This window comes from Pseudomonas sp. JL3 (genome assembly GCF_031570575.1).
Lineage (GTDB): Bacteria > Pseudomonadota > Gammaproteobacteria > Pseudomonadales > Pseudomonadaceae > Aquipseudomonas > Aquipseudomonas cucumis.
On sequence record NZ_JAKWJK010000006.1, the window covers coordinates 233,583 to 249,972 of the forward strand.

Genomic DNA, 16,390 nt, shown 5'->3' on the forward strand with positions numbered 1-16,390 from the left:
CTCCAAGGGAAGGTGTGTGGGGGGGCTATTGATTTATTAAATTGCACGCAATTCAATTGCTCGCTATGTTTGATCTACCTTCATTCGGAGTTCGTGCCATGAGCGACAACCTGCTGAGCATCCCTTGCACTACCATCAAGGGCGAGCAAAAGACCCTGGCCGATTTCGCCGGCAAAGCGGTGCTGGTGGTCAATACCGCCAGCAAATGCGGTTTCACCCCCCAATACAAAGGTCTTGAAGAGCTGTGGCAGACCTACAAGGATCAAGGCCTGGTGGTGCTCGGCTTTCCCTGCAATCAGTTCGGCAAGCAAGAGCCGGGCAACGAGGGGGCTATTTCCGAGTTCTGCGAGTTGAATTACGGGGTGAGTTTCCCGCTGTTCAAGAAGATCGAAGTGAATGGTGCCGACGCCCATCCACTGTTCGTGCAGCTGAAAAAGCGCGCCCCGGGTGTGCTGGGTTCCCAAGGTATCAAGTGGAACTTCACCAAGTTCCTGATCGGCAAGGACGGCCAGCTGGTCAAGCGCTTTGCTCCGGCGACTAAACCGCAGGACCTGAGCCGCGAGATCGAAGCCCTGCTCAAATGAACACGTTGTCAGTTGATTCGCTGAAGCTCGACAGTCAGCTCTGCTTCAAGCTGTACGCCGCTTCTCGGGCGGTGATCCGCGCTTACAAACCGATGCTCGATCAGTTGGGCCTGACTTACCCGCAATACCTGGCGATGCTGGTGCTGTGGGAATGGCAGGAGGCGGCCCCGGAGCAGCCGACGGTCAAGGCCTTGGGTGAGCGCCTGGCACTGGATTCAGGGACCCTGACGCCGCTGCTCAAGCGCCTTGAGCAACTGCAGCTGGTGCAGCGTCAGCGTTCGGCACGCGATGAGCGTGAGGTGCACTTGAGCCTGTCGCCCGCCGGCAAGGCCTTGCGCGATCAGGTCGGGCCGCTCAAGGCCCGCCTGTTGTGCGATAGCGGTGTCGATCTGGATCGCCTGAATGATCTGCGCGATGGCCTTGATCACCTGCTGGGGCAAATCAAAGCGCTGTCGTAGTGGGTATCCACAAGTCAAGCAGGGCGGCCAGTTCTTCCCGGCGGAAAGGTTTGGCCAGGTAATCACTCATGCCCGCCGCACGGCAGCGTTCGCGTTCTTCGGACATGGCGTTGGCGGTCAGGGCGACGATGGGCAACTGTGGCCAGCGCCCGCTGCGACGAATCTGCCGACTGGCTTCATAGCCGTCCATCACCGGCATGTTGCAATCCATCAGCACCAGATCGAATTCGCTCTGCTCAAGCTGATCCAGCGCTTCGCCGCCGTGGGCCGCGACGCTTACCTCGCAACCGAGTTTTCCGAGCATGCCCTTGGCCACCAACTGATTGACCGGGTTGTCCTCCACCAGCAGGATGCGTCCGCGTCGCTGGGGTGAGATGGCTTCGATCCGGGCCCCGTTGATCGTGGTGAGTTCCGGTTGCAAGATCCGCCGCAGTGTCTGGTAAAGCGCATTGCGCGCAAGAGGCCGTGCCTGTTGCTGCAAGGGCGCGAGGGCGTTGACTTGGTCGCTGGGCAGGAAACTGCCGTAAGCGGTCACCAGCAGAATTGGCGCGGTGAAGGTAGGGCGCAGGCCAAACAGGCATTCGGGGCAGTCGGTAATCAGCATATCTGGCTCCAGACCGATCAACCGGTCATCGATGGAACGCTGCTGGTAGTCGAGCCCCCAGCCGGGCAACAGGCTGCTCAGCAGTTCCGCCAGACCGCTGCTGGCGGCGGTAATCGCGACGACGTTGCCCCGCAATGCGGCCGGAGAAATGGCCCGGGTATGGCAGGGCAGGGGCAGGTCGGCGCAGAACTGGCTGCCGAAGCCTGCTTCCGAGCTGATCGTCAGACGCCCTTGCATGGCTTCGCAGAGGCTATAAGTCAGCGCCAGGCCCAACCCGGTCCCGCCGAATTGCCGGGTAATGCCGGCACCGGCCTGGGTGAACGGCTGGAAGATTTTGACCTGCGCGTCCTGGGCGATGCCGATGCCAGTGTCGCAGACTTCGATTCGCACGCCGTCTTCGAACGTTGAAAGACGCACATCGACCCGCCCGAAACGGGTGAACTTGAGGGCGTTGGACAACAAGTTGCTGACGATCTGCCGGACCCGGGTCGGGTCGCCGAGCACCAGGGCGGGAAATTGCGGGTCGATCAGGCATGCCAACTCGACACTCGGCGCGGCATTTTGGGACAGCAGGTTGGCGGTATCTTCGATCAGCGAACCAAGGTCGAATGGAATGTATTCGAGTTCGAGCTGGCCGGCATCGAACTTCGACAGGTCGAGAATATCGTTGAGCAGTTCCACCAGCACTTTGCCCGAGTCATGGGCGATGGACAGCTGTTGTTGCTGCTCGGCATTGAGCGGGCCGTCCAGTGAAAGCGCGATCATCCCCAGCAGGCCGTTGAGGGGCGTGCGGATTTCATGACTCATGTTGGCCAGGAATACCGAGCGCGCTTCGGCCATGTCCAGGGCAGTGCTGCGGGCGACTTCCAGTTCCTCGTTGGATTGGCTGAGGCGGGTATTGATCGCCTTGAGTTCCGCGGTGCGGGCCGAGACGATGTTTTCCAGTTGCGAGAGGTAGTCAGTCAGGCGGTTTTCGGCGTTGCGCCGTTGCTGGATTTCGGTGGCGATATTTTCGAACTGCTGATTGGCGACCTCGACCAAGACCCCGATTTCATCGTTTTCATGCCCCGTCGGACACTCCAGCAACGTCGGTTCCGCGCTACGCGGATCACGGCCACTGAGTTCGCGGATGACCCGCACCAGCGGTTTGGTCAGCATCACGTAAAACAGCGCCAGCAGAATGCCCGTGAGAATCAGGCTGCGCGCGAAGCCGTTGAGCAGGGTCACTTCGGCCCGGCGCAGGAAACGGCTGCCGAAGGTGTAGGTGTCGACTTCCAGGCGCAAGGTCCCGAGGGATTCGTCCGGCAAGTGGTCGAGGTAAAGGCGGTCTTCGAACTGCCGGTTAGCGCCGAACAGGAAGTCGCTGATCATCCGGTCATTGTTTTCCAGACCCGGGCGTTTGACGCTGGCCAGCACGGTATTGTTGTTGTCGATCAATTGGGCGCCGATGATCGCCGGGGAGCGCAGCAGACCCAGGGCCAGTTCCTGAGCGAGTTCGGCATCGATGTTGTAGGCGATGCGGGATGCGGGGTTATGGCTGATTTCCAGCAAGGACAGTATTTCGCGGTTGATGGAGGCGTCTTCGCTGGCATAATCGATGCCTATTTGCAGCAGGCTGAGCAGCGTGCCCAAAATGAAACCGACCAGCACCGTAAGCTTGGCTTGTTTATACGACAGCCGTTGGCTGAACTTGATATCCATGGGATGTTGAACCACTTCCGTTTCCCTTCGCTGCTCAAGCATAGTCGATCATCAATGGATACCGATGTTCTCGCAAAACACCTATAGGGGGTGTAGACGCTGTGTTTCGTCGCTGTATCGGCATCATTACCTTGAACGTGCCCGAGGAGAAGACGTGGATTCCCGATTGAATGCTTTTCTTGAACGCGCCGATGCCGTTCTGGCCCGTATCGAACCGCTGCTGCCCGCGCCTCGGCAAACCATCGACTGGACGCAATGCCTGGCCGCACGCTGGCAGCGCGAGGGGCGCAGCGGTTTTCTGTTGCCGCTGCAAGTCAGCCTGGACACGCGTTTGTCCGACTTGATCGGCGTTGACCGGCAACTGGAGCAACTGGGCCGCAACACTCGACAGTTTCTCGACGGCATGCCGGCCAACCACGCTTTGCTCTGGGGTTCGCGTGGCACCGGTAAATCGTCGCTGGTGCGCGCCTTGCTGTCGGAACACGCCAAGAGCGGCCTGCGGCTGATCGAGATCGAACGCGATCACCTGGCGGACTTGCCGCGCGTGGTCGAGCAGATCGCCAAGTTGCCTCAGCGCTTTGTGCTGTTCTGCGATGACCTGTCGTTCGAGTCGGGCGAGGGCGATTACCGCGTGCTCAAGAGCGTACTCGATGGTTCGCTCGAACAGGCGCCAGACAACGTTCTGCTGTACGCCACCTCCAACCGTCGCCATCTGGTACCGGAAAAGGAAAGCGATAACGAGAACTGGAAAAGGGTCGATGGCGAACTCCATCCCAGTGAGGCGGTGGAAGACAAGATCGCGCTGTCGGACCGTTTTGGTCTGTGGCTGTCGTTCTATCCGTTTACTCAGGAGCATTTCCTCAACGTCGTCGAACACTGGATCGGCCAATTGGCCGACAAGGCCGGCCTTGAGTGGCAGCGTGATGAAGAGCTGGACATCCTCGCCGTGCGCTGGGCCACGGGCCGGGGCAATCGCAACGGACGTTGCGCGTATCAATTTGCCCGCTATTGGGTCGGGCTGAAGCTGTTGGAGCACAAGGCATGATCGATTTACAAAAAAGCGGCCAGGGCCTGGAGGGCTACGGCATGCTATGGGCACAGCTGGAATCGTTGCTGGCAGACGAGCGTGATTTTATCGCTAACGCCGCACAATTTTCGGCGTTTCTGTTCAACCAGCTCGATGACCTGAACTGGGCCGGTTTCTACCTTAATCGCAACGAAGAACTGGTGCTTGGCCCGTTTCAGGGGCAGATCGCCTGTGTACGGATTCCATTCGGTCGCGGTGTGTGCGGAGCGGCGGCGACCACCTTGCAGACTCAACGGGTTGAAGACGTACATGCGTTCCCCGGGCACATCGCGTGCGACAGTGCCTCGAACAGCGAGCTGGTGGTGCCGCTGGTCAAGGACCATCGACTGATCGGTGTGCTCGACCTCGATAGCCCGAAACTCGCGCGTTTTACTGCTGACGATCAGGCCGGTATCGAGCAACTGGCGGCGATTTTCCTGCGTCTGACCGACTGCTGATCAGGCCATCAAGCCGGCCTTGATCAGCAGGCTTGGCGGGTCGACCGCATCAATCTGTTCTGGGTCGAGAAAACGCTTGGCGTATTGCAAGTAGACTTCGTCGTTGATGAACAGCCCGAACAATTCAGCGTCGATGTGGGCATCACGGCACATGGTGGCCATGATGCCCAGCGCTTCGCTCAAGGACTTGGCTTTCTTGTAGGGGCGATCGGCGGCGGTCAGCGCTTCGAAAATATCGGCAATCGCCATCATCCGCGCCGGCAAGCTCATGTCTTCGCGCTTCAACCGTTTGGGATAACCGGTGCCGTCCATTTTTTCGTGGTGGCCGCCAGCGATCTCCGCGACGTTATTGAGGTGGCCGGGAAAGGGCAGGTGACTGAGCATCAGAATCGTCTGCACCATGTGATGATTGATGATGTAACGCTCCTCGCGGGTCAGTGTGCCTCGGGTGATGCTCAGGTTGTAGAGCTCGCCCCGGTTGTACTTGTAGCGAGGTACGTCGAGCTTGAACCCCCAGGGATTGTCGGCCGGGATCAGTTCGCTGTCGGCGCGTTCGAGCAAGTGTTCAGGTTTATCCGCCAGCAGCGGCTCGCTGACTGGCAGGGTCGGCGTCGGGGTCCGGGCCTGGCGACGGTTCTCTTCCCACGAAACCCCAAGTCGATCATCCAGGGTTCGGGTCCAGGTGCGTTGGGCGATGGTGTTCAGGCGTTGCAGGTCGGCCTCGGCCATGGCCTCGCTGCCGAGGTTGCAGCGGGCGATGAACGCGAAATCATCATCCAGCGCCGCCAGGTTCGCATTGCGCAATTGCGCCAGATGCTGCTCGTCACCTCCCAGGGCGATGGCCTGCCAATAGTTGATCCAGGCATCACGCTTGAGCACTTCGAAACGGGTGCGGATTTCGTGGATGCGGTCGTTCAGGGTCTCAAGCTTGGTGGCTTTGTCGACCACGTATTCAGGGGTGGTGACTTTGCCGCAATCATGCAGCCAGGCAGCGATGTGCAGGGCTTCCCACTCATCGTCGGTGGGCTGATAGCTGCTGAAGGCCGGGTCCTGACTGGCTGCGGCCGCCTGCGCCAGCATCAGCGTCAGTGCCGGCACCCGCTGGCAATGACCGCCGGTATAAGGACTCTTGGCATCGATCGCGCCAGCCAGCAATTGAATAAAAGAGTCCAGCAACTGTTTCTGTTTGGCTTGCAGGCGCTGACTTTCGATACTCACGGCGGCGGCACCGGAAACCGCCTGGAGAAACGCGATGCGATCCGGGCGAAGTTTTTCCAGATCGTCTTGCGTGCCGCTGTCGGTCAGCAGCAGGACCAGCAGGCCGACGGTTTCGTTATGACGATTGTGCAGCCGTATACCGATCAGATGAACCCTCGGGCACTCCAGTGCGAGCAAAACCTTCTGCAAATCCGCCGCCTCTTCGAAACCCAGGTGGGTGACGACATTGTTGGCGCTCGACAATTTCTGCATCCATTGAGGGCTCTGCGGATCCTGAGGTGTGTGTCCTTGAATGTCGAATGACGGCAATGCCTGTGAGCTGCCATTGACGATCAGCGCATGAGGCTCCACGCGATCGTCATCACTTTCCCGCAGGTAGAGCAGACCGGCCTGGGCCTGGCCGATCTTCACGGTTTCAAACAGCACCCGTTGCAGCAGCGGGGCGAAACGGGTCTCGGCACTCAGGCTGTCGGTGATCTGGAAAAAACTCGCCAAGGTGTCTTTCATGCGCGCCATCGACACGCTTAATTGGTCGACTTCAAGCACCGGCGAGCGACGGGAGGCCGGAAAATTGAAATCGAAACTGCGAATCGCATCGGCTTCCTGCACCAGGGCGTGCAAAGGTTTGACCAGAATTCTCGAGGTCAGCCAACCCATCGGCAGGCACAACAGCAGGGTCGCCAAGGTAATCAACGCGCCTTGCCAGCGCATGCGGTAGGCATCGACGAGCAATTCGTCCTCAGGCACCAGTAGCGCCAGTTGCAGTCCCTTCGGGCCACCCTCCTGGATGCTGCTGCGTGCCACGATCCATTGGCGGCCTGCGGCGTTCAGGCGTTTGACCTTGTGGGGGCTGGTGAGCAGGGCTGCGAGGGTGGGGCTCAAGTCTGCGGCTTTGATCAGCCGGGCCGTCTGCTCGTCGACGATCAGTTTGCTGCTATCTGGGTAAGCGATGGCATTACCCTCGGCATCGAACAGCACAATTTCGGTACTGGGGGTCACTACATGTTCGGCCAGGGTCGCCGACAGTTCAGCCAGCGTAAGGTCGGCCCCCATCACCGCCTGCTCGCCACTGCGCCGGGCCAGTGTGGTGCCGACGTTGCGGGTGGAGAAAAAAAGGTAGGGCTCGGTGGTGATCTGATCGTGATTGCCGAGGGCGCTGGAGAACCAGGCGCGGGTACGGGGATCGTAGGTCTCGTCGGGGTTGTCCTGATGGCTGATGAGGGCCAGGTTCTGATCGAAAAACAATGATTGGGAGCGGCTCTGACCGCTGCTTGAGTGTTCGATGCTCCACACCTCATACGCCGCCGAGTCCGGTGCCTTCACCAAGTTTTTCAGGGCGGCGGTACGCAGGGGACGAACCATGAAGAAGTCGCCATTGCCATAGCCCAGGTACAGCGAGGCCAGATCGGGGTTGTCCTTGAGCGATTGGCTGAAGGGCTTGAGCAACGCCAGGCGTTGCTCAAGCTCGGGCGCCTCGGTTGCCGGATTGTCCGCCAGCAGGCTCAGCAAATGACGAATCGGCTGATAGGTGCGATGCAGGTCCAGACGGACATCCTGCTCGATGCGGTTGAAGAGCTTTTCGCTGCTGGAAAGAATGATCTGGGTGGTTTGCCGATAATTGAAAATGCCCAGCACCACTCCGGTCAGTAACAACAGGAAGGTGAACATCACGCTGATATGGATGTGCAGAGGGAACCGGCGTTGCTCCGGGTGCAGTGGGCTGGGCATTGCAGCTTTCTCCATGATGATGAACTCACTGCTCAGCCTTCAAGCATAGTTAATGCTCCTTCATTCTGCTTTTGTCATAGCGTGCCATCTGGTGTTGCAATGCCTGCTCCAGTTCAAGCATGGCGCGCGCCATGGACGTGCTGCAATCGGCCACTTCATCCTGGTGGAGCCTGTTATTGCAGGCCTGCTCAAGCGCCTCGCAGCTGTCGATCAGGCGGGAGGCCTGGACGATTCGGGCCGCACCCTTGATTTTGTGGGCAATGTCGAGGAATGACTGGCGGTCCTTTGAGTCGGATAACGCCAGCAGCGCTTTGCGGTCCAGGCGGTTGCTGTTCAGCAGTTCGGCCAACAATCGCTGGTTCAGAGTTGTGTTGCCACCCGTCAATAGATGCAGCCCCTCCAGACTGAAGACAGGAGCGCGGACCGTTGGCCTGATGCCTTCGACCCAGTGGCTCAACGCCGCCAGGCTGAGGGGTTTGAACAGGCAATCGTCCATCCCGGCCAGCTTGCAGCGTTGTCTTTCCTCCGGTTGCGCATTGGCGGTGAAGCCCAGAACAGTGCAGGGAGGACGCTGCATGTGTTGTTCATGTTGGCGAATGGCACGGACCAGCTCATATCCATTCATGATCGGCATGTTGCAATCGGCAATCACCAGGTCGAATGGCTGATTCTTCCATACCTCGAACCCCGCCTCGCCATCCGCTGCGACGTTGTACCGATGCCCCAGAAACTCCAGTTGCTGGCACATGAGCAAGCGATTGGCCGGGTGATCATCGACCACCAGAACGTTCAAGGGAGCAGTGCTCGGATGGATTTGCGGCTCGACCGGTTCTGGCATCCGTTCCGTCGGCAGGGTGGCCAGGTTCAGCGAAACCCGAACCTGTGTGCCGACACCCGGCTGACTGTTCAATTGCAGGCTGCCGTCCATCATCTTGCACAGGTTGCGGCTGATCACCAGGCCCAGCCCCGCACCGCCTCTGGCTAACTGGCCGGAGTTATCGGCCTGGACGAAAGGCTCGAACAACCGCTGTTGATCCTGCTCGCTGATCCCCGCACCACTGTCTTCAACCAGCAACTGCAATTGGACCCGGCCGGGTTCGTCGGTCGGCTGCAACTCGACGCTGATTCTGATTTGGCCCTGTTGCGTAAACTTGATGGCATTGCTGACCAGGTTGGACAGCACCTGCTTGAAGCGCATCGGGTCCAGTAACACATCGAAGGGTGGTTTGGCAGGACTGAATTCCAGTTGCAGCCCAAGATTTTTCTGTCGGGCCAGCCCGTCGAAGATCCGCACCACCGAGGCTGCGGTTTCAACCAGATCGACGCGCTCCGGGCTCAGGCTCAAACGCCCGGATTCAATGCGCGCAATATCGAGAATGTCCCCGATCAGTTCCAGTAGGTCTTTCGCCGAGTGGTACGCGACATCGATGGCCGGTCGATCCGGATGGCTGTGATCGATACGTTTGAGCGTCAGTTCGAGCATGCCGATGATTGCATTCATGGGCGTGCGGATCTCATGGCTCATGGTCGCCAGAAAGGTGCTTTTAGCTCGGTTGGCAGCATCGGCTTGCTCTTTCGCGACCCGCAGTTCATCGAACAGTTGCCGCCGTTCGCTGATGTCGACCCAGCCGCCAATGATGCCTTGCACGTCACCGCTCGAGTCTCGATAGGGAAGAACCCAGTGATAGATCGTCAGCTTGCGGTCGCCGATGTGCAACGGACGGTCGAGAATCAGCGGCGTTCCCTCGGCCATGACGCGCTGGTAGTCCGCCTGATATTCCCGTGCTTCGAAAGCGTTGCCGAGGGCGCCCTGTATGACGCCTTTACCAATGATGTCTTCGCGTTTCGCACAGAAGGTTTCCAGGTAACTGTCGTTGCAGCTTCGCAGCAATCCCTGGCGATCACGCACATAAATGGGATGAGGCGTGCCATTGACCAGTGAGCGCATGAATTCCAGTTGATCGTTCAATGCCCGTTCGGCCGCCTGCCGCTGTTTTATCTGGCGCCTCATATAGGCGTTCCAGGCAACGGATATCAGCAGCAACACGCCGGCGCTGATAACGATCTGATAGAACACCCGGTGATAGTTGCGCCAGGTACTTTGCGAGGCCGCGGAATAGCCACGCCAGCGGCTGTTGATGATGCCCAGCTCTTCCGGTGCAATGCTCAATAGTGCCTTGTCGAGAATCCCATTCAGTTCTTTGGCGTCGCGCCCGGTCGCCAGGGAAAATGCTGCCTGTCGGGTGCCGATGGTGGTACTGATCTGAAGTGCCTGTTCGAAGATCCGTGATGAGATGAAGTAGTTGGCGATCACCAGAGAATTCACCGCACCTTCTGCCTGGCCCTCGGCGAGCAACTGCACGGCGCTGAATGTGTCCGGGGTTTCAACCAGGTTGATCCGCGGAAATTCGCTGCGCAGGTAATCCACCAGGGGATTGCCTTGGGCGATCGCCAGGCGTTTGTCCTGCAATTGCGTGAGGTTTGTCGGGCTGTCGGCCGCTTTGCGCGTCAGCAGCACAAAGGAGTTTTCCAGATAGGGGCGGCTGAAGTTCAACGTCGTTTCACGTTGGACGCTAGGGAGTAGGGCAGCGATCAGGTCGGCCTGATGGTTAACGATCTGCTCGACCATCGCATCATCGCTTCGGCTGCGCAGGATTTCGAAACGCAAACCGGTGCGCAATCTGATCAGCTCGAGCAGATCCGCCGTGACGCCCCGAAAGTTGCCATCGCTGTCGAAAAACGTCAGTGGCGCAAACGCTTCATTGACCACGACGCGCACGACCGGATGTTGTGCCAGCCAGCGTTCTTCGCGGTGGCTGAGTTGCAGTTTGTGATCGGTGAGAAGAATGTCGCTGCCGGCACTCCAGCGTTTGGCAATGTTTTCTCGCTCGCTGGTGGGAATGGCCCTGAGTACCGTGTTGATGATCCCGAGCAGATCCAGGTTGTCCTTTTGCACGGCAAAGCTGAAACCGTGGGCTTCGTGTTGACCGAAGTTGGCCATGCGGATGTTGTTCAGATACCCCTTGTTGATCATGTAGTGGGTTGAAATGGTGTCGCCGAGAAAAACGTCCGCCTGGTCGAAGGCAACCGCATTGATTGCATTCTGGTAGGAGGGATAGGAGGTGATGATTGCCTTCGGATACAGCGCCCTGACCTCATTCAGAGGCAGATAGTGATACACCATGCTGAGCCGCATGCCGGCAAGCCCATCGGTCAGCGATCTGGTTTCTCCTTCTCGTGTCACCAGTACGGGTTGGTCCACCGCATAAGGCATGGATAGGGCAATCTCGGCATTGTCGGCCTCGAACCCATTGGCGGTGCCAAGCATGTCGACCTGGCCTTTTTCCAGCGCCTCGATCGCGGCTCCTCGGGACGCGAAGCGCTGAATTTTGATCGGCAATCCCATAGCGTTGCCGAGGATGCCCGCGTAATCGGCGGTGAAACCTTCATAGTCCTGGCCGCTGAGCGTCAGGTCGAAAGGAGGATAATCCGGAGCAGATGTACCCAGGATCAATTCACGTTTTTCTTTGACCCATTGTCGTTGTGAGATATCCAATTGGACTTCCATGTGCCCAGCCGTCGAGCGACTGAGCAGGGTGTAGTGCTCGCTGGTCGTCTGTGTCGCGAGAACCGGGGTGCTCAGGCATAAACCCGCGGCCATGAGTATCAGATAATCCTTGAAACGACTGGGCATCCTGTTTCTCACACTAACGCGTTACGTTTTGCCATATCGATGAGTTCAACCAGGGATTTGGCTTTGAGTTTTTGCATGAGTCGTTTTTTATAGGTGCTGACCGTTTTGTTGCTAAGAAACATGCCCTTGGCAATCTCTTTGTTGGTGCGACCCTGGGCGAAAAGTTGTAATACCATCAACTCCCGATCGTTAACGGATTTGAATAATTCCAGATCGGCCCAGCGCGCGTCGTCTCGACGGACAGGGTTCAAGGCCTGACTGGGGAAATAGTTGTAACCTGACAAGACTGCTTTGATCGCACTCATCAGTTCACTCAGGTCTTCCTGTTTGCATACATACCCCGATGCACCGGACTGCATGCAGCGAATACCAAAAAGTGTCGGACACTGTGCCGTCAATACCAGTGTTTTGAGTGGTGTACTCATGGCGTTGAAACGGGAAAGAACTTCCAGCCCATCCAGTTTGGGAATGCTGATGTCGAGGATGATCAGGTCAGGCATGCATTCGCGGACCATCTGCATTGCATCGACCCCATTGTCAGTTTCGCCGACGACTTTGTAACCTTCATGTTCCAGCAGCATTCGAACGGCGAGGCGAATGACAGGGTGATCGTCGACAATAAAAACGGAGTTCATAATCAAATCCCATACGTGCACAAATAAAGCGCGCACCTTAGCTCAGATAGTTGAGGGGCCGCATGAACTGAGGTCGCTGTAGCGGCAATATAGGAAAAGTCCTACAAATGAAGAAGAATAGGACTACGTATCAACTAGGTTTTGCATGAAGAAGGGCAAAAGTTCGATCGGGAAAGTCAAGAGATCGAAAGCATTGAGTTAGAGGTGTGAATTGATGTTTTGATCATGGCGTTAGTGTGTTTGGTTTTTTGCGCTTTATGGAGAGGCCAAGGTCAACAAGTTTCTGAAGTCTGATTGTTTCAGTGGTTTGATCAAGTAACCGAGCAAGGGCAAATCATGGTTGCAGGCCATTACTTTAAGTTCGTCCAGTTCGATGGATGTCAGACTGCTTAGAAGTATTGCCTGTCTGATCATCCCCCGGTGGCTGGCGTATGCAATCAAGTCGAGACCTGGCAGGTCGGGCAGGCATTGGTCGCACAGAAGAATATCGAACGGTTGCGCAGCCTTGAGCATGTGTTGCAAGGCGCCTTCGGCACTGTCGGTGGTAGTCAATTGAGTGAAACCATAACTCTCGAGCAGGTATTGGGTCGCTCTTAGTTGAAAAGGATGATCTTCCACCAGCAAGATGCGCCAATCATGTTTGAACATAGGGATTTTCATGCTTCATCTGTCGAGCATTGGGACTTTGATTGTTTCGCGATATGGCCGAACAATCGATCAGTCAGCTCTGCACAAGGTGTAGGGCGATTCTGTCAACGTTGAAATACAAATGAATATCGAGACATTCGATCAGCCGCTCAGCGTCTCTGACGCGGCTGATCGATACGTTTTTATCGGGGGCTTGAACGACCGGTCATTTCCAGCGCCATTTCACCGGCATAGCTGTCGGTCATGCCGGCAATGAAATCAATCATGCGCAAGAAAGAGGTATGCAATGGGCCATGAGGATCGGGCGCATTGTTGCCCAAGAGGTCGAGTATGCGGCGGTTCTTGAAGGATGGCGTGCGGCCGTTGTGCTGCTCCAGTGCCGCGCCGCAAAAGGCGTTGAGCAGGATTTCCAGGGTGGTGTAGGCGCCGATTTCGTGGAGCGTCTTGCGCTTGTCCTGGAAGATTTTTTTGCGCGCCATGTCCTTGGCATTCAAGACGCAGCGTTTGGCTGGGCCATGCATGTGTTCCACCAAATCGCCAGGCAGCGTGCCGGCCAGCAGCGCGTCTTGTTGCTCGACGAAGGCTCGGGCTGCTGCGTTGGTCAGGTGTTCGATGGCTTTGCCCCGCAGGATCGCCAGTTTGCGCCGACGCGAATCCTGTGGGCCGAGCTGGCGATAGGTTTCCGGGAGATCGTCGCCCACCAGGTCCAGCAGCAGGGACTCGACTTCGGCGTATTCCAGCAGCTCCATCTCCAGACCATCTTCCAGATCGATCAGCGCGTAGCAGATGTCGTCGGCGGCCTCCATCAGATACACCAGCGGATGGCGCGCCCAGCGTTGTTCGTCCAGCTGGGGCAGGCCGAGTTTATGAGCGATCTGTTCCAACAGCGGCAGTTCGCTCTGATAGCAGCCGAACTTGTGCTTCTTGTAGCCCAGTGAGTCGGCGTGCCGAGCAGTCCACGGGTATTTCAGGTAGGTGCCCAGCGTGGCGTAGGTCAGCCGGGTTCCTCCTTCGAACTGGTGGTATTCAAGCTGGGTAAGCACCCGGAAACCTTGGGCATTGCCTTCGAAATTGAGGAAGTCATTGCGTTCGGCTTCGCTCATCGCATCCAGCCAGCCACGGCCAGCGGCCTGCTGGAACCAGTGGCGGATCGCGTCTTCACCGGAATGACCGAAGGGCGGATTACCGATGTCATGGGCCAGGCAAGCCGATTGCACCACCATTCCCAGGTCGCTCGGTTCGCACCAGTCGGGCAGGGCACTGCGGATGGTTTCACCAACGCGCATGCCCAGCGAACGGCCGACGCAGCTGACTTCCAGCGAGTGGGTCAGGCGCGTGTGGATGTGGTCGTTGCTGGAGACCGGATGGACCTGGGTCTTGCGCCCGAGACGGCGAAACGCGCCCGAAAAAATAATGCGATCGTGGTCTTTATGGAAAGGGCTGCGGCCGAGTTCTTCCGGGCTGTGCACAGGCTTTCCGAGGCGTTCGCGGGTAAGCAGGGTTTGCCAATCCAAGGCTGGTTTCTCCGTCAGGTGACTGATTCCCTAGCTTCCCGGTTCGAGCCGATACCTGCAAGAAGAACTACAGCCCCGCAGCATCAATATCGATGAGCAGCAGTCGCTCGCCGTTATCGAAAAATTGCCCGGCGGTGAGGCAGTACTGATTGCTGGTGGCATCGCGGTAGGTGTTGGAAAGCGTCAGCCGGCGCTCATCCCAACCCTCGGCCAGCAAGTGATAGAAGTAGGGGCGCCATGACCAGTTATGGCCCAGGTAGCGGTTATCCGCCTCCCAGCCGTTGTTGCGCCATTCCAGATTGGGGGTCAGCTGCGTACCGTGGCGGTCGCATTGATAAAAACGCAACAGCCAGGGAAACGCTTCCAGTTGCGGCAAGGTGCTGAGGGGCGCGCTGGCTTGAGCCCAGGCTTGCAGGATGGTCATCAGTTCGCTGAGTTGCTGGCGCATGATCATCAGGCGAGCGCGCTCAGCCAGTTTTTGCTGAACATAGCGCTGGCGCAGTTGCGCGAAGCGCTCGACAAAGGCATCAGTGGCGAAGAAATCAGCTTGCGCACGGGCGAACAGAAAGCCCTGTACGTAGCGCGAACCACACTCCAGGGCAAAATTCAGTTGAGCTTCGGTTTCCACGCCCTCGGCGATAATCCAGCAGCCGGTTTTCTCCGCCATTTGCGCCAGTGCCTTTACCACGTCGCTGCTGGGGCCACCCAATGCAGCGGCCTGGAATAGCCGCATGTCGAGCTTGAGAATGTCCGGTTGCAGGGCCAGCACGCGATCAAGTTGAGAGTAACCGGCACCGAAATCATCAATGGCGATCCGCGCCCCGGCTTGTCGATAACGGGCCACGACTTCGGCAAGACGCTGGCTGTCGCCGCCCAATTCGGTGATCTCGAAGACGATTCGTTGCGCGTCGACGCCATGCCTGCTCAGCTGCTTGAGGCTCGGCAGTGCCTGGTCCCGGCGCAAGCGACTGATCCAGCGGGGCGATATGTTCAGGCTGAGAAACCAGTCCGGGGGCGCTTCATGCAGACGGCTCAGCGCATCATCGCGAATCTGGCGATCGAGACGACGCAGGGCGATGGCGGGGGTTCGCGGGTCGGCGAACAGCGGTCCTACTGAGGTCAATTGGCCGTCGGCCTGACGCAGTCGACCTAGCGCTTCGACGCCAGCGATGCGGCCCGTGGCAGTATCGATGAACGGCTGAAAGCAGGCGAGCGGTTGCCCGTCGATCACGAGGCCTCCTTAGTGAGGTTTTATTCTGGGTAAACCTGGACACCAAGCAGGTACGCAGGATTAACCTCTCGGTAAAGAGGTTAATCCTGGTGGTATTGCAAGAATGCAGCCAAACAGGACTGACTAGTTTTTGCGCGAAGAGCTCTGCATGATCAGCTTGATCAGTGGCCCCAGCGTGACGCCCAGGCGAGCCAGCCGAGTCAGGCTGCCGATACCGCCACCCTTGGCACCTTTGCCGGTCAGAAAGCCCAACCCGACCACGGCCGCGATGCCCCACAGCGGGGCGTGTTTGATGCCGAGGCCGTCTTGCAGGTTTTGCGTCATGCCACGCACCCGTTGCAGGGGGTGCAGCAGGTGTTGGGATTCGTGGCGAATTTCCTGGCGATGCATTTCCATGCGCAGGCGAATCAGCGCCTTGCGCATTTCTGTGCGCGAGCTGTTGCGGGGAAGTTCAGGCATGTTCATGGCAACAGACGCTCCCGATCATTGGCCAACTCTTCCAGGGTGCCGTGGAAGGGCGAGGACTCATCGAAAATCGCTGCTCTCAAGCGCATCGCACAGAACAACGCTGCGAGGGTATAGAACACACAAAGCCCGATGATTGCTGCCAGGCGATAGGTGTCCCAAAACAGGATCAACACCAGCGTCGACAAGCCCACCAGCAATAACAAGGCAAAGACCAGCGTCAGGCCTGCAAACAGCAACAGGCTTACGGTGCGTGCTTTTTGTTCCTGCAATTCAATGCCGAACAGTTCGACATGACTGTGCAGCAGTCCAAGAAACGCGGCACCGAGGCGCCGCGGTGATGAGCCGGTGCCCGTCGCGGACGGGCCGGATTCGCCGATCGCCAT

13 protein-coding genes are annotated in these 16,390 nt (G+C 58.1%); 4 read left to right on the top strand and 9 right to left on the bottom strand.

Annotated elements, in window-relative coordinates; translation table 11 throughout:
- Positions 1-98 precede the first annotated feature (98 nt).
- Together MMG91_RS13825 and MMG91_RS13830 are read left to right on the top strand one after the other, a co-directional pair.
- On the top strand, positions 99-584 hold the full coding sequence (locus tag MMG91_RS13825; RefSeq protein WP_008009392.1) for a glutathione peroxidase: 486 nt from the start codon (positions 99-101) through the stop codon (positions 582-584).
- Complete coding sequence (locus MMG91_RS13830; protein ID WP_038982224.1) at positions 581-1,042, top strand: MarR family winged helix-turn-helix transcriptional regulator; 462 nt, start codon at positions 581-583, stop codon at positions 1,040-1,042. Before MMG91_RS13825 ends, MMG91_RS13830 begins: the two co-directional genes overlap by 4 nt.
- On the opposite strand, the gene MMG91_RS13835 is transcribed toward MMG91_RS13830, so the two are convergent.
- Positions 1,026-3,347 carry a response regulator gene (locus tag MMG91_RS13835; protein ID WP_310659905.1) on the bottom strand — a complete coding sequence of 774 codons (2,322 nt, stop codon included), beginning with the start codon at positions 3,345-3,347 and terminating at the stop codon, positions 1,026-1,028. The genes MMG91_RS13830 and MMG91_RS13835 overlap by 17 nt on opposite strands.
- A 154-nt stretch (positions 3,348-3,501) precedes the next feature.
- Here MMG91_RS13835 and MMG91_RS13840 point away from each other — a divergent pair, with 154 nt between their 5' ends.
- Both MMG91_RS13840 and MMG91_RS13845 read left to right on the top strand, forming a co-directional pair.
- Positions 3,502-4,392 carry an ATP-binding protein gene (locus MMG91_RS13840; protein WP_305446371.1) on the top strand — a complete coding sequence of 297 codons (891 nt, stop codon included), beginning with the start codon at positions 3,502-3,504 and terminating at the stop codon, positions 4,390-4,392.
- Positions 4,389-4,871 (top strand): GAF domain-containing protein, encoded by a 483-nt coding sequence (locus MMG91_RS13845; RefSeq protein WP_310659906.1) that lies wholly within the window; start codon positions 4,389-4,391, stop codon positions 4,869-4,871. Before MMG91_RS13840 ends, MMG91_RS13845 begins: the two co-directional genes overlap by 4 nt.
- Here the strand turns inward: MMG91_RS13845 and MMG91_RS13850 are convergent, their stop codons facing one another.
- The 8 genes from MMG91_RS13850 to MMG91_RS13885 all read right to left on the bottom strand — a co-directional run bounded on the left by MMG91_RS13850 (position 4,872) and on the right by MMG91_RS13885 (position 16,390).
- Positions 4,872-7,817 carry an HD domain-containing phosphohydrolase gene (locus MMG91_RS13850; RefSeq protein WP_310659907.1) on the bottom strand — a complete coding sequence of 982 codons (2,946 nt, stop codon included), beginning with the start codon at positions 7,815-7,817 and terminating at the stop codon, positions 4,872-4,874.
- A 49-nt stretch (positions 7,818-7,866) separates the two neighbouring features.
- Complete coding sequence (locus MMG91_RS13855) at positions 7,867-11,511, bottom strand: transporter substrate-binding domain-containing protein (RefSeq protein WP_310659908.1); 3,645 nt, start codon at positions 11,509-11,511, stop codon at positions 7,867-7,869.
- An 8-nt stretch (positions 11,512-11,519) separates the two neighbouring features.
- Complete coding sequence (locus tag MMG91_RS13860) at positions 11,520-12,146, bottom strand: response regulator (protein WP_007895044.1); 627 nt, start codon at positions 12,144-12,146, stop codon at positions 11,520-11,522.
- 255 nt (positions 12,147-12,401) lie between these two features.
- Positions 12,402-12,806 (bottom strand): response regulator, encoded by a 405-nt coding sequence (locus tag MMG91_RS13865; protein WP_305446367.1) that lies wholly within the window; start codon positions 12,804-12,806, stop codon positions 12,402-12,404.
- Positions 12,807-12,976: 170 nt separating this feature from the next.
- Positions 12,977-14,308, bottom strand: a complete 1,332-nt coding sequence (locus MMG91_RS13870) for a deoxyguanosinetriphosphate triphosphohydrolase (RefSeq protein ID WP_305446366.1) — start codon at positions 14,306-14,308, stop codon at positions 12,977-12,979.
- Between the two features lie 67 nt (positions 14,309-14,375).
- The gene (locus MMG91_RS13875) at positions 14,376-15,539 is read right to left on the bottom strand and encodes an EAL domain-containing protein (RefSeq protein ID WP_007895047.1); all 1,164 of its coding nucleotides are present in this window, start codon (positions 15,537-15,539) and stop codon (positions 14,376-14,378) included.
- A gap of 123 nt (positions 15,540-15,662) precedes the next feature.
- Entirely contained in the window at positions 15,663-16,004 is a 342-nt protein-coding gene (locus MMG91_RS13880) for a hypothetical protein (protein ID WP_310659909.1), read from the bottom strand.
- Positions 16,001-16,390 carry a phage holin family protein gene (locus tag MMG91_RS13885; protein ID WP_007895049.1) on the bottom strand — a complete coding sequence of 130 codons (390 nt, stop codon included), beginning with the start codon at positions 16,388-16,390 and terminating at the stop codon, positions 16,001-16,003. The genes MMG91_RS13880 and MMG91_RS13885 overlap by 4 nt, the downstream gene beginning before the upstream one ends.

What these genes read in the sequence shown, in the direction of transcription:
- MMG91_RS13835 (WP_310659905.1), bottom strand. Translation starts at nt 3,347, where the DNA reads ATGGATATCAAGTTCAGCCAACGGCTGTCGTATAAACAAGCCAAGCTT.
- MMG91_RS13855 (WP_310659908.1), bottom strand. Translation starts at nt 11,511, where the DNA reads ATGCCCAGTCGTTTCAAGGATTATCTGATACTCATGGCCGCGGGTTTA.
- MMG91_RS13865 (WP_305446367.1), bottom strand. Translation starts at nt 12,806, where the DNA reads ATGAAAATCCCTATGTTCAAACATGATTGGCGCATCTTGCTGGTGGAA.
- MMG91_RS13850 (WP_310659907.1), bottom strand. Translation starts at nt 7,817, where the DNA reads ATGCCCAGCCCACTGCACCCGGAGCAACGCCGGTTCCCTCTGCACATC.
- MMG91_RS13860 (WP_007895044.1), bottom strand. Translation starts at nt 12,146, where the DNA reads ATGAACTCCGTTTTTATTGTCGACGATCACCCTGTCATTCGCCTCGCC.
- MMG91_RS13830 (WP_038982224.1), top strand. Translation starts at nt 581, where the DNA reads ATGAACACGTTGTCAGTTGATTCGCTGAAGCTCGACAGTCAGCTCTGC.
- MMG91_RS13880 (WP_310659909.1), bottom strand. Translation starts at nt 16,004, where the DNA reads ATGAACATGCCTGAACTTCCCCGCAACAGCTCGCGCACAGAAATGCGC.
- MMG91_RS13825 (WP_008009392.1), top strand. Translation starts at nt 99, where the DNA reads ATGAGCGACAACCTGCTGAGCATCCCTTGCACTACCATCAAGGGCGAG.
- MMG91_RS13885 (WP_007895049.1), bottom strand. Translation starts at nt 16,390, where the DNA reads ATGGCGATCGGCGAATCCGGCCCGTCCGCGACGGGCACCGGCTCATCA.
- MMG91_RS13845 (WP_310659906.1), top strand. Translation starts at nt 4,389, where the DNA reads ATGATCGATTTACAAAAAAGCGGCCAGGGCCTGGAGGGCTACGGCATG.